This is a genomic window from Acidovorax sp. sif1233 (genome assembly GCF_019218755.1).
Taxonomy (GTDB): domain Bacteria; phylum Pseudomonadota; class Gammaproteobacteria; order Burkholderiales; family Burkholderiaceae_C; genus Acidovorax.
The window spans coordinates 373,018-396,149 of sequence record NZ_JAHUWZ010000002.1 but is presented as its reverse complement, the minus strand read 5'-3'; the positions used below and the strand labels follow the sequence as shown (position 1 = coordinate 396,149).

Genomic DNA, 23,132 nt, shown 5'->3' with positions numbered 1-23,132 from the left:
AAAGCGCTTCCCAAAGCCCCCGCACGGCGGTAAACCGAACCCTATAGGGTACCACTGACCCATCCGTTGCCTGCCAGCCACGGTATCGGCGGGTGTTGCGCGGCAAGCCGGGTAACCTTGGCGGCATGCAGGCTGATCCCCCCACTCTTCCCGGTACCCCCTGATGCTCAACACCCTGTGGCTGGGCTTTTTCCTGACCGCCGCGGTGGCGGCGCTGGCGCAGTGGCTCGTGGCGGGCAACGCGCAGATCTTCGCCGCCATGGTCGAGGCGCTGTTCGCCATGGCCAGGCTCTCGGTCGAGGTGATGGTGCTGCTGTTCGGCACGCTCACGCTCTGGCTGGGCTTCCTGCGCATCGCCGAGAAGGCGGGCATCGTGGACGCCCTCGCGCGCTGGCTGGCGCCGCTGTTCCGCCGCCTCATGCCCGGCGTGCCCAGCGGCCACCCGGCCCTGGGCTTCATGACGCTGAACTTCGCGGCCAACGCGCTGGGGCTGGACAACGCGGCCACCCCCATGGGCCTGAAGGCCATGAAAGCCCTGCAGGAGCTGAACCCAGAGCCCGACACCGCCACGAACGCGCAGATCCTGTTCCTGGTGCTCAATGCCTCCTCGCTCACGCTGCTGCCGGTGACGATCTTCATGTACCGCATGCAGCAGGGCGCGCCCGACCCGACACTCGTTTTCCTGCCCATCCTGCTGGCCACGTCCGCATCCACCCTCGTGGGCCTGCTCAGCGTGGCGGTGGTGCAGCGCCTGCCCTTGTGGAGCCCCGTGGTGCTGGCCTACCTGTTGCCCGTGGCGCTGGTGCTCGGCGGTTTCATGGCACTCCTGACCACGCTGAGCGCGGCGGCGCTGTCGCAGCTGTCTTCCCTGCTCGGCAACCTCACGCTGTTCATGCTGGTGGTGCTGTTCGTGGCCCTGGGCGCCTGGCGCAAGGTCGCCGTGTACGAGGCTTTCATCGAGGGTGCGCGCGAAGGCTTCGATGTGGCCAAGGGCCTGCTGCCGTACCTGGTGGCCATGCTGTGCGCCGTGGGGGTGTTCCGGGCATCGGGGGCGCTGGGCTATGTGCTCGACGGCATCCGCTGGTGCGTGCAGGTGCTGGGCGCGGACACCCGGTTCGTCGATGCGCTGCCCACTGCGCTGGTCAAGCCATTCTCCGGCAGCGCCGCGCGTGCCATGCTCATCGAGACCATGCAGGCCCAGGGCGTGGACAGCTTTGCCGCGCTGGCAGCGGCCACCATCCAGGGCAGCACCGAGACCACCTTCTACGTGCTGGCGGTGTACTTCGGCGCGGTGGGCATCCAGCGCACCCGTCACACCGTCAGCTGCGCGCTGCTGGCCGAGCTGGCGGGCGTGGTGGCGGCCATCGTGGTGTGCTACCGGTTCTTTGGGTAGGGAAAAAAGTCTCCCGGCATGTCTTGCCCCTCCCCCCGACAAGCCGGCTTCGCGGTGGCACGGGTGCGGACCGCGCCGGGCGGAGGCAGCGGGGGCGGTGCCAGTCCTGCATTCCCTGCACTACGGATCAAATCGGCGCCCCCCCTTGAAAGGAAAGCGCTGAAAGCTATTAATTCGATAGCAAAATTCACCCCAGCGCCGTATCCAGCAGCATCATGATCACGAAGCCCAGCATCAGGCCGCCGGTGGCCCAGGCCTCGTGGCCCTTGCGGTGCGACTCGGGGATGATTTCGTGGCTGATCACGAACAGCATGGCCCCGGCCGCGAAACCCAGCCCCCAGGGCAGCAGGCTTGCGGAGTAGCTGACCACGGCGGCTCCCAGCACGGCGCCCACGGGCTCCACCAGCCCGGAGGCCATCCCGAGCACCACGGCCAGCAAGCGCCGGTAGCCCGCGGCGAGCAGCGCCACGGCCACCACCAGGCCCTCGGGCACGTCCTGGATCGCGATGCCGGTGGCCAGGGCGCTGGCGCGCAGGGCATCGCCGCCCGCGTAGGCCACCCCGATCGCCAGCCCCTCGGGCAGGTTGTGCAGCCCGATGGCGAAGACGAACAGCCACGTGCGCCGCAGCGTGCGCGAGGCCTGCCCGCCCTCCACGCCCTTGATGAAGTGCTCGTGCGGCAGCAGCCGCTCCATCATCAGCAGCACCAGCGCGCCCAGCAGGATGGCCGCCCCCACCGTGCCCCCGGCCGCCCAGGCACCGGCGCCGCCCGCGCGTGCCGCCTGGATGCCGGGGATGATGAGCGAGAACGAGCAGGCGGCGAGCATCACGCCCGCGCCGAAGCCGAACAGCGTGTCCTGCGTGCGCTCGGAAAGGCGCTGCGAGAGCAGCACCGGCGCGGTGCCCAGCGCCGTGGCCAGCGCTGCCGCCAGGCCGGCCCAGAGCGCACCCAGCACCACCGGCTGGCCGGCGATCCAGGCCCATGCCTGCGCCGAGCCCGCCACGATGCCAAGCAGCACGATGCCCAGCCCGAGCCACTGCCGCCCACGCAGGGTGGCGACGCGGCGGGCCGCCGAGGCGGAACGCGCCAGCGGTTCGAGAACCGTATGGGTGGAAGCGGACGGGGTCTGCATGGCGGCTCCTGGGGTTGTCGGGGGGCGGTTTTCAGAATGCGGGTGGTGGAGCGGGCGCGATGGCCCGTCAGGCCCGGGCAAGCGCATGGCGGCGGGCCACCTCGGCCCAGTCGATGACGTTGTAGAACGCGGCGATGTATTCGGGACGCCGGTTCTGGTACTGCAGGTAATAGGCGTGTTCCCACACATCAAGCCCCAGCACGGGCGTGTGGCCCGACATCGGGCCCGCCATGAGCGGGCTGTCCTGGTTGCCCGTGCTTTCCACCACCAGCTGGCCCGCCTTGGTCACGCAAAGCCAGGCCCAGCCGCTGCCAAAGCGCGTGAGCGCGGCCTTGGTGAAGGCCTCCTTGAAGGCGCCGAACCCGCCCAGATCCGTATCGATGGCCCGCGCCAGCTCTCCCTGGGGCTGGCCGCCGCCCCGGGGCGACATCACGCTCCAGAAGAGGCTGTGGTTGGCATGGCCGCCGCCATTGTTGCGGACCGGGCCCTGCAGGCTCTCGGGCAGCAGCACCAGCCGCGCCACCAGCTCATCGATGGGCAGGTGGGCGTGCGGCGTGCCTTCCAGCGCGGCGTTCAGGTTGTTGATGTAGGTCTGGTGGTGCCGGGTGTGGTGGATCTCCATCGTGCGGGCATCGATGTGGGGCTCGAGCGCGTCATAGGCATAGGGCAAGGCGGGCAAGGTATGGGGCATGGTGTCCTTGGATCGGAAACGGAGTGGATAAAAAGGCCGGAGCGCGTCGTCTTTCGGGCCATGGCACCCCACGGCCAGGAAGCGGCACGCCCTTCAGTGCGGCCCCGGGCCGTGGGCCAAATGGGCCGAGGCCAGGGCCTGCGTGACGGACGGGTGCGCGCCATGGGCCTGCACATGGCGCAGCAAGGCGGCATGGGTTTCGCGGCTGTGGCGCCACGCGGCCTGCCGCAGGCCCGCGCCGTGGCGTGCATCGGCCATCAGGCCCAGCAGCACGGCATGGGCGCGGCACAGGATCTGGGTGGCGTCGTCCACGGCGCCCGCCTGCACCTGCAGGTCGGCCACATTGAGGTGCGAGACCACGACCGCTGCCACGCAGTCGTCCTCGCGCCCCGGTGGCGGCGTGTGCTCCAGCAGCCGCAGCGACAACGCGAGGGCCTGGTGCTGATAGGCAGTCGCCATGCGCCATTGGCCCGTCTGCTGCGCTGCCCGTGCGCGCTGCACGGCATGCTGCCACCGCGCCAGCGTGGCGGGCGCGTGGTGCACGGCTGCGCTCTGGTGGGAGTTGGTGTGTACGCCGGTGTCCATGGCAATGCTCCTTGAAGAGGGACAAGCCTTTTGCGGTGGACGGGTGTGGCGTACTCAGGCATCTAAATGATACTGATTCTCATTCATATTGTCGAGATGGGACGCCATCCCGGAAACGCCGGGTCAAAGGCCGGCGGGATAGCCAGTCAATTCGCCGCCCGCACTCCGCCTACGCTCAACCCGTCGCCGCCGTGGTGCCGTCAGAGACACCGCCCGGCCCCCTCCATCGTTCCACCACTGTTTGCCATGCATTTTTCGCCCCTGCTGCTTCGACCCCGGTCCCTTTTGCGCGCCTGCCGCTGGCGCGTGGCCCTGGCAGCCGCCGCTGCCGCGCTGGCAGCCCCCCCTGGCGGCTGGCGCCGCCACGCTGCATGACAACCTGGGGATGGGGGGACTGGGTTGGTTCAACGGGTTGAATTTCACCCAGTTCACCGCCGTGCGCATCCCCGTCGGAGGTGCCGGCTTCTCCGTGGCCAAGGTCACGCTGCTGCTCAGCAACGGCGGCGGCGTCAGCGCGATCGGCACGGTGAACCTGCAGGTCTGCGACGATGGCCCTGGCGGCACGGCGCCCGGGCCATCGTGCGCGGCGTTCACACCCGTCGGTCCGATCTCGTCGTCGCTGGAACCCGTACGGTTCACGGGCAGCTACGCCGCGCCGGCCGGGCAGCACCTGTGGATGGTGGCCAAGGCCGCCGTGGCCGGGGACACCTTCCGCTGGGGCACGGCGGCGGACGCCGGTGACACGTTTTACACCGTCGACGCTGGCGCCAGCTGGGTGGCGGATACGAACAGCGTGCTGCTGCGCATCACCGACAGCGGCGCGGTACCCGCCGGGCCCGCCGCCATCCCCACGCTGTCCCTCCCGGCGCTGCTGGCCCTGTCGCTGGGCGTGGCGGCAGCGGGCGCCGGGTGGAGCCGGCGCCGCGCGGCGCGGGAACCAGCGGTGCGATGAGCGGCGGCCTCACTCCGGCCCGCTCAGGCCCTGTTCCCACTCCGCCAGCTGCTCGCTGGTGGCAATCAGCCGCCCCACCAGCAGCTTGATGAACGCCTTGTCGAAGTGCGACTGCAGGTCTTCCGACGCTCCGCGCAGCGCCGGGTTGCGCACCTTGAGCACCAGCACCTCGGTCTCTGCCACGGCGGTGGCGGTGCGCTTCCTGTTCTCCGGGCGCAGGTAGGTCATCTCGCCCAGGGTGACGCCCGGGCCCAGAGTGCTGAGGGTCCAGCCCTGGCGGCTCACGGCCACCTGCCCCTCGATGAGGATGCAGAAGGAGTCGCCAGGCGTGTTCTCGCGCATGAGCACGGTGCCCCGCTCCAGCCGGCGCCAGCTGCCCAGGCGCATCAGCTCCCACAGCGCCACGTCGTGGAAGTCGGCGAAGAACGGCAGTGCGCGCAGGCGCGCGAAGCGTTCGGCCTCGGTGTCCTGCGAGCGCTGGCGCGGCAGGCCCTGGTGGGCGGCGAGCAGGGCCTGGGCGAAATCCTGCCAGGTGGCAAAGCGGTCTGCGGGCTGCTTGGCCAGGGCGCGCAGCAGCACGTCGTCCACATGGCCGGGCAGCGAGGCGCGCAGCAGGCTGGGCGGCGTGGGGGCTTCGTTGCCGATCTTGTAGAGGGTCGCGAAATCCGTGTCGCCGTCGAAGGGGCGGCGGCCGGTGAGCAGTTCGTACACCACCACGGCCAGCGAGAACATGTCGCTGTGGTGGGTGAGGTCCTGCTCGCGCACCTGTTCGGGCGACATGTACGACGGCGAGCCCACCAGGCCCGACAGCTGCGTGGCATCGCTGCGCAGCGACAGCGCCGCGCCGAAATCGGTGAGCTTGACGTCGCCGCCCTGGGCCAGCATCAGGTTGGCGGGCTTGATGTCGCGGTGCACCAGGCCCTCGCGGTAGGCGTATTCGAGCGCGTTGCAGCACTTGAACGCGATGTCCAGCACCTGGGGCACGGGCAGCAGCGCGTCGGGCGTCGCAAACGCCGACAGGGGCTGTCCCTCGACGTATTCGAGCACCAGGTACGGCGGCAGCGCCTCTTCGTCCGCATCGAGCAGGCGCACGATGTTGGGGTGGCGCAGGCGGCCGGACAAGGCGGCCTCGTTGCGCAGCAGTTTGCGGTAGCGCTCGGCCTGCTCGGGCTGCCTGAGCAGGTGCGCGTGGGTCTGCTTGATGGCCACCTTGCGGCCCCGAAAACCGTCCAGCCCCAGGAACACGATGCCGCTGGCGCCCCGGCCCAGCTCGCGCTCGATGCGGTACTTGCCAATGCTGGCGGGCGGGGCCGAGGTGGTGGTGGCCATGGCGCGCTGACAGGTTGCGGGGTGCCGCCTCAGCAGCCGGCCAGGGCCTGCTCGAAGTCCGCGAGCAGGTCTTCCACCTCTTCCAGCCCGACCGACAGCCGGATCATGCTGTCGGCGATGTCCATGGCGGCGCGCACGGCCGGGCCGGCCTCCCAGAAGATGGTGTGGGCCACCGGGATGATGAGCGTGCGCGTGTCCGCCAGGCCCGTGGCCTTGATCGGCAGCTGCAGCCGGTTGCACACGGGCAGGCACTGCCCGGGGTCGCGCAGCTCGAACGACAGCAGCCACGAACCGGCCTTGAGGTGCTTCTGGGCAAACGCGTACTGGGGGTGCGACGGCAGGCCGGGGTACAGCACGCGCGAGACCGCCGGGTGCTGCTCCAGCCATTGCGCCAGGGCCAGGGCCGTGGCGCTGGTGCGGTCCATGCGCAGCGACAGGGTTTCAGCGCCCAGCGCGATCTGGTGCGCGGCGTGGGAAGACAGCGTGGCCCCCATGTCGCGCAGGCCCTTCTTGCGCAGTTGCTGAAGGCCCCAGCCCTTGGCGTCGCCCTTGCGGTAGGGGGCGAAGATGTTGGGGTACGTGCTCCAGTCGAACAGGCCGGTGTCGGTCACCGCGCCGCCCAGCGCCGCACCCTGCCCGCCGATGCTCTTGGTGAGCGAGTTGAGCACCAGCCCCGCGCCCACCGTGGACGCGCGAAACAGGTAGGGCGACGCCACGGTGTTGTCCACCACGTACAGCAGGCCGCGCTCGCGGCAGACCGTGCCCACGCCGTCCAGGTCGGGGACCTGCGTGCCGGGGTTGGCGATGGTCTCGACAAACACCATGCGGGTGTTGGGCCGCACCGCGGCGGCCACGTGGGCGGCGTCCGTCACGTCCACCAGGGTCACCTCGATGCCCAGGTCGGCCAGCGTGCCGAACACGCTGTTGGTGTTGCCAAACACGAACTGGCTGGCCACCAGGTGGTCGCCCGCCTTGAGCAGCGTGAGAAAGATCGCGCAGATGCCCGCCATGCCGGTGGCGAACACGATGGTGCCCTGCCCTTTTTCCATCTGCGTGAGCTTGGCTTCCAGTGCGGCGGTGGTGGGCGTGCCCTGGCGCGCGTAGTTGAAGCCGCCCTTGCTCGTGCCCTGGAACACGGCGATCAGGTCCTCGACCTTGTCGTAGCCGTACTGCACGGAGGTGTGGATCGCCTTGTGGATGGCCCCATGCTCCGCGCCGCCCTGGCGGTCGGCGTGCAGGATCTCGGTCGTGAAATGGTTGGTCTGCGGTGTCGTCATAACAAGAAGCGATGTCTATGTGAAAGGCACTGGCGCCCAAAAACCGGCGCGCCCCCATACCAGCGCACCCGTGGAACTGGCTCCGCCAGGCCACCGGGTGCGTCCCCCTCAGGGGGAAGGCGCGCAGCGCCTCAGGGGGAGTCACCGCTCCGGCGCGATGTGCTCCGCGTAATCGTACAGGGCCCCCAGGATGTCCTGCGTGCGGTCGTCTTCGGCGGTCTCCGACAGCGTGTCGATTTCGGTGAACAGCTGCTCCACCGTGCGTGCCCCGCCCTGCCCGTCGAACAAGCAGGCTGCGCGGTGCGCCTCCCACTGCTGCGCTTCTTCAGGCGACAGCGTAGCGGGGAAGTTGCGCGCCCGGTAGCGCCACAGCAGCTCGGCCAGGCGCGGGTCGTCGAACGCGGCGCGGGAGCGGGCCAGCTTCTCGCCGCTCATAGTGCGCAGGTCGTTGAGCAGCCGGCGGTCGTTGTTGCCGACGAAGCCGCCGTACAGGTCCTGGTCCACATCGGGCGTGGCCTCGGGCGGGCGGGCGAACACGGCGGGCCAGATGCCGCTCATGTCGGGCAGGCCGCGGGCCACCTCGGCATGCTGGGCGGCCTGGGCCAGGTCGATGCCCCAGCGCTGGGCCAGCGCGGGCGTGAGCGTGTTCACGTTGCCCACCACCATGGGCGACTTGTTGAGGTGGATGGTCTTGACCGGCAGGCGCGTCACGCCGTCGGGTAGCGCGTCGGCCTTGCTGAACATGCGCAGGCGGATCTCGTCGGCCCCCATGGTGGCGAGGGCCGCCGGATCCTGGGAGAGATCCCAGGCGATGAGTTCGTTCTTGTTGGTGGGATGGCTGGCCAGCGGCCACATCACGGCCAGGCACCCGCGCTCGGCCGGGAACATGCCCGAGACGTGCAGGAACGGCCGGGCCGTGATGGCGGTGGCGGGCAGGCGAAGCTCGGTGGCCACGCGGTCCTTCTTGTGCAGCGAGAGCGCGAAGTCGAAGAGCTTGGCGTTGCGCTCGCGGATGAGCCGCGCCAGCGCAATGGTGGCGCGCACGTCCGACAGCGCATCGTGCGCCGCCTCGTGCACCAGACCGTTGGCCTTCGAGAGATGCTCGAGCTTGAAGCTCGGCGAGCCGTCCTCCTTCCGGGGCCACTGGATGCCGTCGGGCCGCAGCGCGTACGTCATGCGCACCACATCCAGCAGGTCCCACCGCCCGCACTGGTTCTGCCATTCGCGCGCGTACGGATCGATGAGGTTGCGCCAGAACATGAAGCGCGTGATCTCGTCGTCGAAGCGGATGGTGTTGTAGCCCACACCGATGGTGCCGGGCTGCGCGAATTCAGCCTCGATGCGGGCGGCGAACTGGTGCTCGGGCACGCCTTTTTCCAGGCACAGCTGCGGCGTGATGCCGGTGATGAGGCAGGACTGCGGATCCGGCAGGTAGTCGCTGGCCGGCTGGCAATAGAACATCAGCGGCTCGCCGATTTCATTGAGCTCGGCATCGGTGCGGATGGCCGCGAACTGCGCGGGCCGGTCGCGGCGCGTGTTGGCACCAAAGGTTTCGTAGTCGTGCCAGAGGAAGGTGTGGGGGGCCATGGTCGGTGGGCAAACAGGGGCGGGACGGGAACAAGGCAGGGGAAACAGCGAACTGTAACCTGATTTGCAGGCATTTTTAGCCCGCAGCGCATACCGTTCAAGCGCTGGCAGCTATCAAAATAGTAGTAATCGAAGGCCACCGCCTCCGCGGCCGCTTCACGCCGTGATACACCTGTGGCCCGGCTCCCGCGCTGCGGCACGGGACAATGGCGCATGCACAGCACCCACCGAGCACCTTTCCCGTTCTTGCGGCACCCTATCTCCCTCGCGTCCCCACTCCGGCTCCCGCTGGCGGCCTGGGCGGCCGCCCTGGCGCTGGCGGGTTGCGCCGCCGCCCCGTCCCCCTCCCACCGCCCTAGCGCAGGGACGGCGCCGCAGGCGGCAGCCGCCCGCGTGGCGCCCCCCGCTGCAACCGGCCCGGACACCCCCGCATCCTCCCCCGGCGGCCCCGCCGCCGACATGGTGGACCACGCAGCGGGCTTCGCTGCCTGGCGCGCCGCCTTTTCCGCGCAGGCCCTGGAGGCCGGCATCCAGCCCGGCACGGTGCGCAGCGTGCTGGGCCAGGCGCAATGGCAGCCCCGCGTGGTGGAACTGGACCGCGCGCAGCCCGAATTCACCCGCACGCCGTGGTCCTACCTCGACAACGCGGTCTCCCCGCAGCGCATCGCCCAGGGCCAGGCCAAGCTGGCCGAACACAGCGCCGCGCTCGAGGCGGCCGCCGCCCGCTACGGCGTGCCGGCCACCCTCATCACGGCGATCTGGGGCATGGAGAGCAACTACGGCAGCAATTTCGGCACGTTTCGCACCGTGGACGCGCTGTCCACGCTGGCCTACGAAGGGCGCCGGCGCACCTGGGCCCAGGCGGAGCTGCTCGCGGCGCTGCGCATCGTGGACCAGGGCGACATCCCGGCGGAGCGCATGCTGGGTTCCTGGGCCGGCGCCATGGGACACACGCAGTTCCTTCCTTCCGTCTTCCTGGCCTACGCCGTGGATGCCGACGGCGACGGACACCGCGACATCTGGGGCAGCATCCCGGACGTGGTGGCATCCACCGCCCACTTCCTGTCCCGCTCGGGCTGGCAATCCGGCGAGCCCTGGGGCGCCGAGGTCCAGTTGCCGGCGGCCTTCGACCACGCGCGCGCGGACCCGGCGGTGCGCCAGACCAGCGCGCAATGGGAGGCCGAGGGCGTGCGCACGCCAGGGGGCCAGCCGCTGCCCCCCCTGGGCGCGGCCTCCATCGCGACCCCTGCCGGAGCGCGCGGGCCCGCCTTTCTGGTGGGGGCGAACTTCCGGGCGATTCTTCGCTACAACAACTCCGTCAACTACGCCCTGGCGGTCGCACTGTTGTCCCGGCAGATCGGCGGGGGCGGCCCCATCGCCGCGCCCTGGCCACGCGACCTGGAGCCCCTGTCGCGCACCCAGCTGCAGGCCCTGCAGGAGGCACTGAACCGCAAGGGCTTCGCGGCCGGCACCCCGGACGGCGTGATGGGCCCCGCCACCCGCGCAGGGCTGCGCGCCTTCCAGCGCAGCACCGGCAGCGTGGCGGACGGCTATCCCACCCTGGAAATGCTGCAGCGCCTGCAGGCGCCCTGACCCCGCAGGGCCCCGCCCGGCTGCACGCCCCCACGGACAGCGCGAAAAGCGCAAGCTTCCGCGAATCCGGCCAAAAAAAAGCCCACGGCATACACCGTGGGCTTTTACCTGGCCGGCACGCACGCGGCCAGGGCGGCCGCGCCGCCGCGTGTCAGTCCGCCGTGGCCTCTTCCGGCTCGGCAGGTTCGGACTTGGCCGAGCGCTCCTTCTTGGGCAAGGGCTGGATGTCCAGCAGCACCTCCGACGTTTCCACGCCCTTGTCGTCGGTCTTGAGCTCGATGTCGACCGTCAGGCGGCCCCCTTCCGTCAGGCGGCCGAAGAGCAGCTCGTCGGCCAGTGCACGGCGGATGGTGTCCTGGATCAGGCGCTGCATCGGCCGCGCGCCCATGAGCGGATCGAAACCCTTCTTGGCCAGGTGCTTGCGCAGGGCATCGGTGAAAGTGACTTCCACCTTCTTCTCCGCCAGCTGCGTTTCCAGTTGCAGCAGGAACTTGTCCACCACGCGCAGGATGATCTGCTCGTCGAGCGCCTTGAAGTTGACGATGGCATCCAGCCGGTTGCGGAACTCGGGCGTGAACAGGCGCTTGATGTCGCCCATCTCGTCGCCCGCCTGGCGCGGGTTGGTGAAGCCGATCGTCGCTTTGTTCATGGTCTCGGCACCGGCGTTCGTGGTCATGATGATGAGCACGTTGCGGAAGTCGGCCTTGCGGCCGTTGTTGTCCGTCAGCGTGCCATGGTCCATGACCTGCAGCAGCACGTTGAAGATGTCCGGGTGCGCCTTCTCGATCTCGTCGAGCAGCAGCACCGCGTGCGGCTTCTTCGTGATGGCTTCCGTCAGCAGACCACCTTGGTCGAAACCGACATAACCTGGAGGCGCGCCGATCAGGCGGCTCACGGCGTGGCGCTCCATGTACTCCGACATGTCGAAGCGGATCAGCTCGATGCCCATGATGTAGGCCAGCTGCTTAGCCGCCTCGGTCTTGCCCACGCCCGTGGGGCCGCTGAACAGGAACGAGCCGATGGGCTTGTCACCCTTGCCAAGGCCCGAACGCGCCATCTTGACCGCGCTGGCCAGCACTTCCAGGGCCTTGTCCTGGCCGAACACCACGCTCTTCAAGTCACGCTCCAGCGTCTGCAGCTTGCCGCGGTCGTCGTTGGAGACGTTGGCCGGCGGAATGCGCGCGATCTTGGCGACGATCTCCTCGATCTCGGCCTTGCCGATGGTCTTCTTGCGCTTGCTCGGCACCATGATGCGCTGCGCGGCGCCCGCCTCGTCGATCACGTCGATGGCCTTGTCGGGCAGGTGGCGGTCGTTGATGTACTTGGCGCTCAGCTCGGCGGCGGCCTGCAGCGCGGCCGCGGCGTACTTCACGCTGTGGTGCTCTTCGAAGCGCGACTTCAGGCCCTTCAGGATGTCGATGGTTTCGGCCACGCTGGGCTCCACCACGTCCACCTTCTGGAAGCGGCGCGACAGCGCGGCGTCTTTTTCAAAGATGCCGCGGTACTCCGTGAAGGTCGTCGCGCCGATGCACTTGAGCTGGCCGCTCGAAAGCGCCGGCTTGAGCAGGTTCGAGGCATCCAGCGTGCCACCCGACGCGGCGCCCGCACCGATCAGCGTGTGGATCTCGTCAATGAACAAGATTGCATTGGGCTTGTCCTTGAGCGACTTGAGAACGCCCTTGAGGCGCTGCTCGAAGTCACCCCGGTACTTGGTGCCCGCCAGCAACGCGCCCATGTCGAGCGAGTACACGGTGGCCTCCGCCAGGATCTCCGGCACGTCGTTCTGCGTGATGCGCCAGGCCAGGCCCTCGGCGATCGCGGTCTTGCCCACGCCGGCTTCGCCCACCAGCAGCGGGTTGTTCTTGCGGCGGCGGCACAGGATCTGAATCGTGCGCTCCACCTCGTAGTGGCGCCCGATCAGCGGATCGATCTTGCCTTCCTTGGCGGCCTGGTTCAGGTTCTGGGTGAACTGCTCCAGCGGCGAGGCCTTCTCGTTGCGCTCGGAGCCACCGCCCTCTTCGCCTTCGGCCTGGTTTTCCGCCTTGGCGGGCTCTGGCGGCTCGCCCTTCTTGATGCCGTGGGCGATGAAATTGACCACGTCCAGCCGCGTCACGCCCTGCTGGTGCAGGTAATACACGGCATGGGAATCCTTCTCGCCGAAGATGGCCACGAGCACGTTGGCGCCCGTGACTTCCTTCTTGCCATTGCCCGTGGACTGCACGTGCATGATGGCGCGCTGGATCACACGCTGGAAGCCCAGCGTGGGTTGCGTGTCCACCTCGTCGGTGCCAGCCACCTGGGGCGTGTTGTCTTTGATGAAGTTCGCCAGCGATGAACGCAGATCATCGATGTTGGCAGAACAAGCGCGCAGCACCTCCGCTGCGCTGGGGTTATCGAGCAATGCAAGCAACAGATGCTCCACGGTGATGAACTCGTGGCGCTGCTGACGGGCCTCAACAAAGGCCATGTGCAAGCTGACTTCCAGTTCCTGGGCAATCATGTGAACTCCTTTGTGCTTGCGTGGAAGGGATAACTGTAGATCGGGATCAAAAACCTGTTATTCAACAGGCTCACTGACACATTGCAGTGGGTGGCCCGCCTTGAGGGCGGCGTCAAGCACTTGTTCCACCTTGGTGGCAGCCACATCGCGGGAGTAAACGCCGCAGACGCCTTTGCCATCGAGGTGGATCTTCAACATGATCTGGGTGGCTTGCTCGCGGTCCTTGCTGAAAAACTCCTGCAGCACCACGATGACGAATTCCATGGGGGTGTAGTCGTCATTGAGCATGACCACCTGGTACATCTGGGGCGGCTGGGTCTTTTGTGTGCGTCTTTCGAGCACGACCGAACCGCCATCATCCCGCGCTGGCCGGGTCACGGGCGGCGCGGTGGGGGGTGAAGGTGGTTTTGTTGCCATGAAAATCATTCTAGCGATCCGCGCGGGGTGATGCCGTGAGAGAAATCTGACGTTGATCCTGTTTTTTTCAAGCTATGGCGCGCCGGATATTCACTCTTTGGTGTCGCGGGCCCGCCCTATTCGTACACCACGGTGGCGGATCCGCTGCCAGCCTGGGCCGTCCAGGCCGCGAGCGCCGCGTCGGTGGGATAGAAACGGGCGCTTTCTCCCAGTTGCAGCTCTGCGACCGCCGCCGCGTCGCCCGCCACGCAGCGCACGCCCATGCGCACCCGCAGGCCATGGACCAGTTCACCCTCCGCGATCTCCTCGCGGCGGGCGGGAAATTCCCGCACCAGCCGGGGCACATCCGGCCCCTTGTCGCCCACCAGCACATGCAGATACTTGCCGAAGCGGCAGCGCGCCCCGGCCAGATCCCAGACCTGCTGCACCTTCACGCGCAGCCCGCCACTGAAATGGTCCAGCTGCAGGCGGCCCATCATCACCACGAACTCGTCTTCCTTGAGCTGGTTGCGGTAGGTGTTGAGCAGTGCTTCGTCCGCGGAGGCTTCGATGACACCGGATTTGTCGTCCAGGCGGAAGAGGCCCAGCCTGCCGCGCTGGCCATTGATCACCCGGAAGTCGCCAATGATCCCGGCGAGGACCTGGGGTTCTCGGCTGTCCAGCAGCTCGTCGATGGAGGTGCGCACGAAGCGCCGCACCTCGGTGGCGACTTCGTCGAACAGATGGCCGGAGAGGTAGAAGCCGACCGCCGTTTTCTCCTGCGTCAACCGCTCCTTGATGCCCCAGGGCATGGCATCCACCAGATCCGGCTCCTGCGTGCTCGAGCCATGGGCGTCGTCGCCCATCATGTCGAAAAGCCCCCCCTGGTTCACATTGGCCAGCGTGGCCGCCGAAAAATCGAACGCGCGGTCGATGGAAGCCACCAGGGCGGCGCGATTGAGATGGAGCGAGTCAAACGCACCCGCCTTGATCAGCGCCTCCACCGTGCGCTTGTTCAGGCGCGCCCGGTCCACCCGCACGCAGAAGTCGAACAGGCTCTTGAACGGGCCGGTGGTCGAGCCTTGCGGCCCCTCGCCCCGCCCCTCGCGCGCGGCCACGATGGCTTCGATGGCCTGCTGCCCCGTGCCTTTGACGGCCCCCAGGCCGTAGCGGATGATCTTGTCGGTCACCGGCTCGAAGCGGTAGAAGCCCCGGTTGACATCCGGCGGCTCGAACGAGAGCCCCATCTTCTGCGCGTCCTCGAACAGCACCTTGAGCTTGTCGGTGTCGTCCATTTCCACGGTCATGTTGGCGCAGAAGAACTCGGCCGTGAAGTGCACCTTGAGCCAGCCGGTGTGGTACGCCAGCAGCGAGTACGCGGCAGCGTGCGACTTGTTGAAGCCGTAACCGGCGAACTTCTCCATCAGGTCGAACACTTCGTCGGCCTTCTCCTGGCCAATGCCCTTCTCGGCGGCCCCCTTGCGGAAGATCTCGCGGTGCTCGGCCATCTCCTCGGCCTTCTTCTTGCCCATGGCGCGGCGCAGCATGTCGGCGCCGCCCAGGCTGTAGCCCCCCAGCACCTGGGCGGTCTGCATCACCTGCTCCTGGTACACCATGATCCCGTAGGTCTCGGCGAGCACCTTTTCCACCAGCGGGTGCGGGTATTCCACGACCTCCTTGCCGTGCTTGCGGTTCACGAAGCTGGGGATCAGGTCCATGGGGCCCGGGCGGTACAGCGCGTTGAGCGCGATCAGGTCCTCCAGCCGGCTGGGGCGCGCCTCCTTGAGCATGCCCTGCATGCCCCGGCTTTCAAACTGGAACACCGCCTCGGTCTTGCCTTCCGAGAACAGGCGGTAGGTGGGCCCGTCGTCCAGCGGGACGGCTTCATACGTGAAGTTCTCCTGCCCCTTGTGGCGCTTCATGATGAATTCGCGCGCGATCTCCAGGATGGTCAGCGTGGCCAGGCCCAAGAAGTCGAACTTCACCAGGCCGATGGCCTCCACGTCGTCCTTGTCGTACTGGCTCACGGCCGATTCGCTGCCCGGCTGCTGGTACAGCGGGCAAAAGTCGGTGAGCTTGCCCGGCGCGATCAGCACCCCGCCCGCATGCATGCCGATGTTGCGCGTCATGCCCTCGAGCTTCTGGGCCATCTCGATGATGGTCTTGACGTCCTCTTCCTTCTGCACGCGCTCGTACAGCTGCGGCTCCAGTTCCAGCGCGTAGTTGTTCTTGTCGCCTTCCTTCTTCACCTCGGGCGGGTAGGCCAGCGTGTACGACATGCCGGGCTTGCCCGGCACCAGCTTGGAGATGCCGTCGCAGAACATGTAGCTCATGTCCATCACCCGGCCCACGTCGCGGATGGCCGCTTTGGCGGCCATGGTTCCGAAGGTGGCGATCTGGCTCACCGCGTTCTTGCCGTACTTGTCCTTCACGTAGTCGATCACCCGGTCCCGGTTGGACTGGCAGAAGTCGATGTCGAAGTCGGGCATGGACACCCGTTCGGGGTTCAGGAAGCGCTCAAACAGCAGGTTGTACTGCAGCGGGTCCAGGTCGGTGATCTTGAGCGCATAGGCCACCAGCGAGCCGGCGCCCGAGCCCCGGCCCGGCCCCACGGGACAGCCGTTGGCCTTGGCCCACTGGATGAAGTCCCCCACGATGAGGAAGTAACCCGGAAAGCCCATCTTGAGGATGGTGCCGATCTCGAACTCCAGCCGCTCCACGTAACGCGGGCGCTGCTGGTCGCGCTCGGCCTCCTTGGGAAACAGCAGTTTCAGCCGCGCCTCCAGGCCATCGAACGATGCAAGCCCGAAATACTCGTCGATCGGCATGCCGTTGGGTGTGGGAAAGTCCGGCAGCTGCGGCTTGCCCAGCACCAGGGTGAGGTTGCAGCGCTGCGCGATTTCCACCGTGTTCGCGATGGCCGAGGGCACGTCCGCAAACAGCGCCTCCATCTCCGCGGAAGATTTGAAGTACTGGTCGCGCGTGAACTTGCGCACGCGGCGCGGATTGGCCAGGATCTCGCCCTCAGCGATGCAGATGCGCGCTTCGTGCGCCTCGTAGTCGTCCGCCGTGGCGAACTGCACCGGATGCGTCGCCACCACGGGCAAGCTCAGGCGCGCCGCCAGCTGCGCCGCGGCCACCACGTGGCTTTCATCGTCCACGCGGCCCGCCCGCTGCAACTCGATGTAAAACCGGTGTGGAAACAGCCCCGCCAGGCGCAAGGCCACCTGGGCGGCGCCCGACTCATCCCCCTTCAGGAGGGCCTGCCCCACGGGCCCTGCCTGTGCCCCGGCCAGGGCGATCAGCCCCTCCGAAAGCTCCTGCAGCCAGTCCCAGGTGCACAGCGCCAAGTTCTTGACGACATTGCGCGTCCAGGCGCGCGCCAGCAGTTCGGACAGATTGAGGTAGCCCTGGCGGTTCTGCACCAGCACGATGAGGCGCGAGGGCGCTGCGCCCGCCTCGCCCTCCAGAAAGATCTCGGCCCCCAGGACGGGCTTGACGCCCTTGCCCCGCGCCTCCTTGTAGAACTTGATCGCGCCAAAAAGGTTGTTGAGATCGGTGATGGCCAGCGCGGGCTGGCCGTCCTTGGCGGCGGCCTTGGCCACCTCATCGATTCGATTGGTACCGTCGACGACGGAAAACTCGGTGTGCAGGCGCAGGTGAACAAACATGGGAGCATTGTAGAAAGCCCCACGCGCCTCGCCACGAAAGCCAGCCGCACGGCGCCTCTTGACAGGGACGGCCGCCGGTACAATGCCTTTCCGTGCCCCGGATGCCAACGGCGCCCGGCCCGCTGGACCGGCGCAGATATCCTGCACCCCCTGTCTCCTCTTTTGCTGAAAGCTGCTTGCGATGCTGCGTGCCCCACTGCCCCTCGTTTCCGCCCTGCTGCTTGCCGGTCTGCTGGCGGGTTGCTCCAGCACGACCGAAGACAAAACGGCCAACTGGAGCCCCAACCGCATCCATTCGGAAGCGCAGGACGAGATGAACAGCGGCGCCTATGACAAGGCCGTTCCCCTGCTGGAAAAGCTGGAGGGCCGCGCGGCAGGCACTCCGCTGGCGCAGCAGGCCCAGATCGACAAGGCATACGCGCACTACAAGGCCGGCGAGAAGGCCCAGGCCATCGCGACGCTGGACCGTTTCATGAAGCTGCACCCCGCCAGTCCGGCGTTCGACTACGCGCTGTACCTCAAGGGCCTGGTGAACTTCAATGACAACCTGGGCCTGTTCTCGTTCATCTCGCGCCAGGACCTCTCCGAGCGCGACCAGAAAGCCGCCAAGGATTCGTTCGAGGCCTTCAGCGAGCTGGTCACCCGCTTTCCGGAATCGCGCTACGCGCAGGACTCGCGCCAGCGCATGACCTACATCGTCAATTCGCTCGCGCAATACGAAGTGCATGTGGCGCGCTACTACTTCCAGCGCGGTGCCTATGTGGCGGCCATCAGCCGCGCGCAGGTGGCGCTGGCCGACTACCAGGGCGTGCCCGCGCTGGAAGAAGCGCTGTACATCCTCATCCAGTCCTATGACGCGCTGGGCATGACGCAGCTGCGCGACGATGCGCGCCGGGTGATGGACACCTCGTACCCCCAGAGCGAGTACGTGCGCGGCGGCCTCAGGGCCAAGGCCGATCCGTGGTGGAAGTTCTGGTAAGCGCCTGAACCGCGGCCTCGAATTCTTGCTGTGATTCCAGGCGCCGCATCGGCGGCAGCGCCGCCAGCAGGCGCTTGCCATAGCCCATGGTGACCAGGCGGGTGTCGCCCACCACGAGAATGCCGTGGTCGGATTCGCGGCGTATCAGGCGCCCCGCCCCCTGCTTGAGCGCGACGGCCGCCTCCGGCAGCGCGTAGGATTTGAACGCCTTCCCGCCCGATTCTTCGATGCGCTGCGTGCGCGCTTCCACCAGGGGGTCGCCCGGAGGCGGAAAAGGCAGCTTGTCGATGACAACAAGCTGCAATGCGTCGCCGGGCACATCAAATCCTTCCCAGAACGTGGCCGACGCCACCAGCACACAGCCCCGCTGTCCGTGCTCGCTACCTTCCCGAAAACGCTCCATCAGCCGCCGCTTGGGCCACTCGCCCTGCACCAGGACCTCCAGGCTGCCCGATGCCGCAAACCGGTCTCCGAGCGCATCGCCGATCGTGCGCAGGGCCTTGAGCGTGGTGGTCAATACCAGCGTGCGGCCACCGAGCTGCTCCGCCGCCTGGGCCACCCATTGCGCCAGCATGCCGCTGTGCGCGGGGTCGGCCGGCGACGGCAGGTGGCGCGGGACGTACAGTGCCGCCTGCGACGCATAGTCGAAGGGGCTCGCGACCCGCAGGATCTCGGCATCCTGCAAGCCGGCCCGCTCCGTGAACCAGCTCAGCCGCTCGTCATCGCCCAGCGTGGCCGACGTGAAGATCCATGCCCTGCCGGGGCCCGCCGCGGACTCCTCGGGCCAGCCATCTTCGCCCGCCGGTTCGGCCGGCGAGGCCAGCAGGCGGGTGCGCATGGCCTCGGCGATGTCCAGGGGCGACTCCATCAGGCGCAATTGCGCGCCCACATCGATCCAGCGCACGGCGTCAGGGTTGCCAGGGCCGGCGAAATGCGCCAGCCGCGCCAGCAGTTCGGTCCCGCGCTCGTACAGCCGCACAAAGTCGGGCGCCATTTCGCTGACCGTGTCGAGCGCCTCCTGGGCCTGTGCGCAGGCGACCGCCACGCCGCGGATGGCCGCATGCCACGCATCACCCGCCACGCCCTGCGGCGCCTCATCCGTCCAGCGCAGCTTCGCCCCGCCCCGCCGCTCTCCCACCGTCAGGCGCAAGTCCCGGGCCGAAAGATCCACCAGGCTGGCCAGCCCCGTCCAGTCCGCCAGGCCGCGCGCATGCTGCAGCCCCACGGCCAGGAGGTCCCTGCCGAAGTCCATCAGCTGGCCCGTGGACAGCGCAAGCCCCAGAAACTGCACGCCGGTCTCGTTGATCTGGTGCGCCTCGTCGAACACCACCACGCGCACCGACGGCAAGAGCTCGGCCATGCCGGATTCGCGGACCGCCAGGTCGGCAAAGAAGAGGTGGTGGTTGATGACCACGATGTCCGCCGCCAACGCCTCCCGCCGTGCCAGATGCACGTGGCATTCGCGGAAACGCGGGCACGGGGAGCCCAGGCAGTTCTCCCGGGTGGATGTGACCAGCGGTATCACGGGCGACCGTTCGTCCAGCCCTGTCAGCTCCGCCAGATCGCCCGAGCGGGTGCCGTGCGACCAGCTCTCCACCTTGGCCAGCACGCGCGCCACGCCGGGCTCACGGGCAGACACGTCCTGGCGCGCCAGCCCCATGCGGTACAGGCACAGATAGCTCGCCCGGCCCTTGAGAAGCGCCATGCGCACCGGCAGGCCCAGCGTCTGGGCCAGGCGCGGAAGATCGCGCGCGAACAGCTGGTCCTGCAGGGCCTTGGTGGCGGTGGACAGCAGCACGCGCTCGCCGCTGAGCAGCGCCGGCACGAGGTAGGAGAAGGTCTTGCCCACCCCCGTGCCCGCCTCCACGACCAGGGCGCCACCGGCCTCGATGGTGCGCGCCACGGCCACCGCCATGTCCGTCTGTCCCGCGCGGGGCTGGAAATGCACGTCCGCCCGCGCCAGCACGCCATCGGCGGCGAACACCTCCTGAACCATTTCCGCCAGCGCCATCAGGCGGGCTCTTGGGGTTGAAGGGCCCGCTCCAGGCGGTGCATGGCATCGCGCAGCGCAAGGCGGCGCTTCTTGAGGCGGCGCAGTGTGAATTCGTCAGGTGCCCCGTCTGGAGCACACAGGTCGATCAGGGCATCGAGATCGGCATGTTCGATGCGCAGTGCAATGAGCTGCCGGTGCGGAGAATGGAGGCTGAGGTTCAAGGCGTGGGGGCCGCAGGATGGCAAAAATGCCACAGGCGGGCGGATAATACGCGCTTGGCCCGCATTCCGCGACGGCCGTTTGCGTACGCGCCCCCACAATCACCAGCATGACCAAAGCGTTTCGCCTCATCGCGTCCACCGGTATCCACAAGGGTGACCGGGAGTACCAGCAAGACCAGGTGACCTTGATCTCGCACGAGCGGCACAACGGCTGCGTGCTGGGCGTGATTGCCGACGGGATGGGCGGCCGCAGCGGCGGGCGCAAGGCATCCGACCAGGTCATGATGACGGCGCGCCAGCTGTTCGAACGCTATTCTCCGGACACCGACGACCCGGTGGCCATGCTCAAGAGCATGGTCGAGGAAGCCCACATCGTCATCCGCCTCACGGCCATCGCGGCCGAGCAGGAGCCGCACAGCACCATCGCGGCCTTCCTCATCAACCCGCGCGGCGACTGCCACTGGGTGCACGCGGGCGATTCGCGCATCTACCACTTTCAGGGCGCGCGCATGGTGTTTCGCACCAGCGACCATTCCTATGTCCAGGCACTGGTGGACCGGGGCGAGCTCACCGAGGCGGAGGCCAACAACCACCCGCATTCCAACATCCTGGTGGGCTGCCTGGGGACCGAAAGCGACCCGCCCATCACCACCCATGTGATTCCTCAGCTGCAGCCGGGCGACGTGCTCATGGCCTGCAGCGACGGCGTGTGGCACTACTTTTCGCCCACCGAACTGGGTTCCGTGGTGGACTCGCTGTCGCCACGGGAAGCCACGGAGTTCCTGATCGAGAAAGCCCGTTCCCGGGCGCGCGGCGGCGGTGACAACCTTTCCCTGGTCATCGTGAAGATGGAAGCGCTGGTGGAAGAAAAGAAGGTGGCGCGCCTGGTCCCCGCCGACGCAGGCCGGCCCTGATACGCCCCGGGGCCCGGCTGACGCTGGTTGGTGGGCCCAGGCCACCCCGCCAGATCCCTGCGCGGCGCCTGCGCATGCCCTACGCCAGAACCGTTCTCAGCGCGCCGCCGAAGCAGCGGGTAGCGGCGCGGCGGGTTTGCGCCCCTGGGCAGCAGCCTCTGCCTGCGACTTTTCTATCCGTGCGCGGCGTTCCTGCGCGGCCTTGAGCGCGGCCGCGTGGCGTTCGCGCGCCTGCGCGGCACGCTCGGCATTCGTGGCATTGTGGGCAGCCCGTTCCTCTGCCTGCTTCTGCACCCGGTCGCGCTGCTGCTGCGCCCGTTGCCCTGCCTCCTGGTCGCGCTGGGACTTCATGCCCTGCGGATCGTGCGGCTTGCGCAGCAAGGCATCCGGCGCGCTGGCACCCGCCGACGGCCCCTCCGGCACCACCGCCCGCTGCTTTTCCTCGATCGACTTCAGGCGCTCCGCCGCCTTTTCCTTGCGCTCCGCGTCGTTGAGTTCGATCTCCTGGGCACGCAGGCGGGACTCCGCGTCACGCGCTCCCGCACGGACACCGCGAAGGCAGTCCTCCACCGAGAAGCGCTGGTAGCAGGCCGCTTCGTCCTGCTGGCGCCGGGCCTTGACGGCATCGCGCTCGTGGCGAATACGGTCGTGCTCCGCCTTGCGCTGGGCGGCCGCGGCCTGTGGGCTGCCCTGCGGCACACCCGCTGGCGCACCGGATTGCGCCGGTGCAGGGGCCGCGAAAACACAGGCAAAGCCTGCGAGGGCAACAAGGGCCAGGCGCTTCAGCATGATCATGTCAGCCCCGTATCGACAGTGCGGCGCTCCAGCGCCAGGAATTCCTTGGACTGCATCTCGTTGAGCCGCGAAATCGTGCGCGGGAACTCGTGCGCCAGGGGGCCTTCGGTGTACAGCTGTTCGGGCGGCACCGCCGCGGACAGGATGAGCTTGACCCGCCGGTCGTAGAGAACGTCCACGAGCCAGGTGAAACGCCGCGCGGGCGACGCCATGCTCACGGGCATGTGGGGCACGTCGGACAGCAGCACGGTATGGAACTGCGTCGCGATCTCCAGGTAGTCGTTCTGCGAACGGGGACCGCCGCACAGCGTCTTGAAGTCGAACCACACCACCCCGCCGGCCTTGCGGCGGGCGCGGATCTCGCGGGCCTCGATGTGCAGCACCGGGTCTTCGTCGTGCACTTCGGCCAGCTGGTCGAAGGCCTGGCCCATCTCGGCGTCCGCCTCGGGCCCCAGTGGCGTGTGGTACAGCTTCACATGCTCCAGGGTGCGCCGGCGGTAGTCGGTGCCGTTGTCGACATTGACGACTTCCAGCCGCTCGTTGAGCAGGGCGATCGCGGGCAGGATGCGGTCGCGGTGCAGGCCGCCGGGGTACAGGTCGTCGGGCTTGAAATTGGAGGTGGTGACAAAACCCACGCCGTTGTCGAATAGTGCCGCCAGCAGGCGGTGCAGGATCATCGCGTCGGTGATGTCGGCAACGTGGAACTCATCGAAGCAGATGAGCTTGTAGCGCCGCGCAATGCGCTCGCCCAGCACGTCCAGCGGGTTCACCGTGCCCTGCAGCGCCGCCAGCTCGCGGTGGACCTCGCGCATGAATTCATGGAAATGCAGGCGCACCTTGCGCTTCAGGGGCACGGCGTCGAAGAAGCACTCCATGAGGAAGCTCTTGCCGCGCCCCACCCCGCCATACATGTACACGCCGCGCGGAATGTCCGGCCGGTTGATCAGCTTCTTGAGCGCGTTGGAGCGGCGGGCCTTGTAGGCCGCCCATTCATCGGCGCAGCGCTGGAGGGCATCCACGGCACGCAGCTGGGCAGGGTCGCTTTGAAAGCCTTTGGCGGCCAGCTCGGCCAGGTAAGCCTGTTTGACGGTCACGTGGTGGTTGTCCTGATACTATGAATTTAA

Annotated in this window: 18 protein-coding genes; 5 read left to right on the top strand and 13 right to left on the bottom strand. The window is 68.0% G+C overall.

Annotated elements, in window-relative coordinates; all coding sequences use genetic code 11:
- Nucleotides 1-163 precede the first annotated feature (163 nt).
- The gene (locus KW843_RS09235; protein ID WP_218294838.1) at nucleotides 164-1,393 is read left to right on the top strand and encodes a nucleoside recognition domain-containing protein; all 1,230 of its coding nucleotides are present in this window, start codon (nucleotides 164-166) and stop codon (nucleotides 1,391-1,393) included.
- A 187-nt stretch (nucleotides 1,394-1,580) separates the two neighbouring features.
- Here the strand turns inward: KW843_RS09235 and KW843_RS09230 are convergent, their stop codons facing one another.
- From KW843_RS09230 to KW843_RS09220, 3 genes are all read right to left on the bottom strand, one after another.
- Nucleotides 1,581-2,525 (bottom strand): ZIP family metal transporter, encoded by a 945-nt coding sequence (locus KW843_RS09230; protein WP_218294837.1) that lies wholly within the window; start codon nucleotides 2,523-2,525, stop codon nucleotides 1,581-1,583.
- Nucleotides 2,526-2,592: 67 nt separating this feature from the next.
- Nucleotides 2,593-3,216, bottom strand: coding sequence for a superoxide dismutase (locus KW843_RS09225; RefSeq protein WP_218294836.1), 624 nt, complete (start codon nucleotides 3,214-3,216; stop codon nucleotides 2,593-2,595).
- A gap of 93 nt (nucleotides 3,217-3,309) precedes the next feature.
- Nucleotides 3,310-3,801, bottom strand: a complete 492-nt coding sequence (locus KW843_RS09220) for a hypothetical protein (RefSeq protein ID WP_218294835.1) — start codon at nucleotides 3,799-3,801, stop codon at nucleotides 3,310-3,312.
- Between the two features lie 436 nt (nucleotides 3,802-4,237).
- On the opposite strand from KW843_RS09220, the gene KW843_RS09215 reads away from it, so the two are divergent.
- Nucleotides 4,238-4,753 (top strand): hypothetical protein, encoded by a 516-nt coding sequence (locus tag KW843_RS09215; RefSeq protein WP_218294834.1) that lies wholly within the window; start codon nucleotides 4,238-4,240, stop codon nucleotides 4,751-4,753.
- 9 nt (nucleotides 4,754-4,762) lie between these two features.
- Here KW843_RS09215 and KW843_RS09210 read toward each other — a convergent pair whose 3' ends face one another.
- From KW843_RS09210 to sbcB, 3 genes are all read right to left on the bottom strand, one after another.
- The gene (locus tag KW843_RS09210; protein WP_218294833.1) at nucleotides 4,763-6,082 is read right to left on the bottom strand and encodes a protein kinase; all 1,320 of its coding nucleotides are present in this window, start codon (nucleotides 6,080-6,082) and stop codon (nucleotides 4,763-4,765) included.
- Nucleotides 6,083-6,111: 29 nt separating this feature from the next.
- On the bottom strand, nucleotides 6,112-7,359 hold the full coding sequence (locus KW843_RS09205) for a cystathionine gamma-synthase family protein (RefSeq protein ID WP_218294832.1): 1,248 nt from the start codon (nucleotides 7,357-7,359) through the stop codon (nucleotides 6,112-6,114).
- 141 nt (nucleotides 7,360-7,500) lie between these two features.
- A complete protein-coding gene (gene sbcB / locus KW843_RS09200; RefSeq protein ID WP_218294831.1) occupies nucleotides 7,501-8,946 on the bottom strand; it encodes an exodeoxyribonuclease I in 1,446 nt (481 codons plus the stop codon).
- 213 nt (nucleotides 8,947-9,159) lie between these two features.
- On the opposite strand from sbcB, the gene KW843_RS09195 reads away from it, so the two are divergent.
- Complete coding sequence (locus tag KW843_RS09195) at nucleotides 9,160-10,539, top strand: lytic murein transglycosylase (protein ID WP_218294830.1); 1,380 nt, start codon at nucleotides 9,160-9,162, stop codon at nucleotides 10,537-10,539.
- 151 nt (nucleotides 10,540-10,690) lie between these two features.
- On the opposite strand, the gene clpA is transcribed toward KW843_RS09195, so the two are convergent.
- From clpA to dnaE, 3 genes are all read right to left on the bottom strand, one after another.
- Nucleotides 10,691-13,039, bottom strand: a complete 2,349-nt coding sequence (clpA, locus tag KW843_RS09190; RefSeq protein WP_218294829.1) for an ATP-dependent Clp protease ATP-binding subunit ClpA — start codon at nucleotides 13,037-13,039, stop codon at nucleotides 10,691-10,693.
- A gap of 57 nt (nucleotides 13,040-13,096) precedes the next feature.
- Entirely contained in the window at nucleotides 13,097-13,465 is a 369-nt protein-coding gene (gene clpS, locus KW843_RS09185) for an ATP-dependent Clp protease adapter ClpS (RefSeq protein WP_029414237.1), read from the bottom strand.
- A 107-nt stretch (nucleotides 13,466-13,572) separates the two neighbouring features.
- The gene (gene dnaE / locus KW843_RS09180; protein ID WP_218294828.1) at nucleotides 13,573-17,106 is read right to left on the bottom strand and encodes a DNA polymerase III subunit alpha; all 3,534 of its coding nucleotides are present in this window, start codon (nucleotides 17,104-17,106) and stop codon (nucleotides 13,573-13,575) included.
- A gap of 181 nt (nucleotides 17,107-17,287) precedes the next feature.
- On the opposite strand from dnaE, the gene KW843_RS09175 reads away from it, so the two are divergent.
- Nucleotides 17,288-18,085, top strand: coding sequence for an outer membrane protein assembly factor BamD (locus KW843_RS09175; protein WP_218294827.1), 798 nt, complete (start codon nucleotides 17,288-17,290; stop codon nucleotides 18,083-18,085).
- Here KW843_RS09175 and KW843_RS09170 read toward each other — a convergent pair.
- Together KW843_RS09170 and KW843_RS09165 are read right to left on the bottom strand one after the other, a co-directional pair.
- Nucleotides 18,048-20,096 carry an ATP-dependent DNA helicase gene (locus KW843_RS09170; protein WP_218294826.1) on the bottom strand — a complete coding sequence of 683 codons (2,049 nt, stop codon included), beginning with the start codon at nucleotides 20,094-20,096 and terminating at the stop codon, nucleotides 18,048-18,050. The genes KW843_RS09175 and KW843_RS09170 overlap by 38 nt on opposite strands.
- Complete coding sequence (locus KW843_RS09165; RefSeq protein ID WP_218294825.1) at nucleotides 20,096-20,299, bottom strand: YdcH family protein; 204 nt, start codon at nucleotides 20,297-20,299, stop codon at nucleotides 20,096-20,098. The genes KW843_RS09170 and KW843_RS09165 overlap by 1 nt, the downstream gene beginning before the upstream one ends.
- 107 nt (nucleotides 20,300-20,406) lie before the next feature.
- On the opposite strand from KW843_RS09165, the gene KW843_RS09160 reads away from it, so the two are divergent.
- On the top strand, nucleotides 20,407-21,213 hold the full coding sequence (locus KW843_RS09160) for a PP2C family serine/threonine-protein phosphatase (protein ID WP_218294824.1): 807 nt from the start codon (nucleotides 20,407-20,409) through the stop codon (nucleotides 21,211-21,213).
- Nucleotides 21,214-21,309: 96 nt separating this feature from the next.
- Here the strand turns inward: KW843_RS09160 and KW843_RS09155 are convergent, their stop codons facing one another.
- On the bottom strand, nucleotides 21,310-22,008 hold the full coding sequence (locus tag KW843_RS09155; protein ID WP_218294823.1) for a hypothetical protein: 699 nt from the start codon (nucleotides 22,006-22,008) through the stop codon (nucleotides 21,310-21,312).
- Nucleotides 22,005-23,102 (bottom strand): cell division protein ZapE, encoded by a 1,098-nt coding sequence (zapE, locus tag KW843_RS09150; protein WP_218294822.1) that lies wholly within the window; start codon nucleotides 23,100-23,102, stop codon nucleotides 22,005-22,007. Before zapE ends, KW843_RS09155 begins: the two co-directional genes overlap by 4 nt.
- Nucleotides 23,103-23,132: the final 30 nt, after the last annotated feature.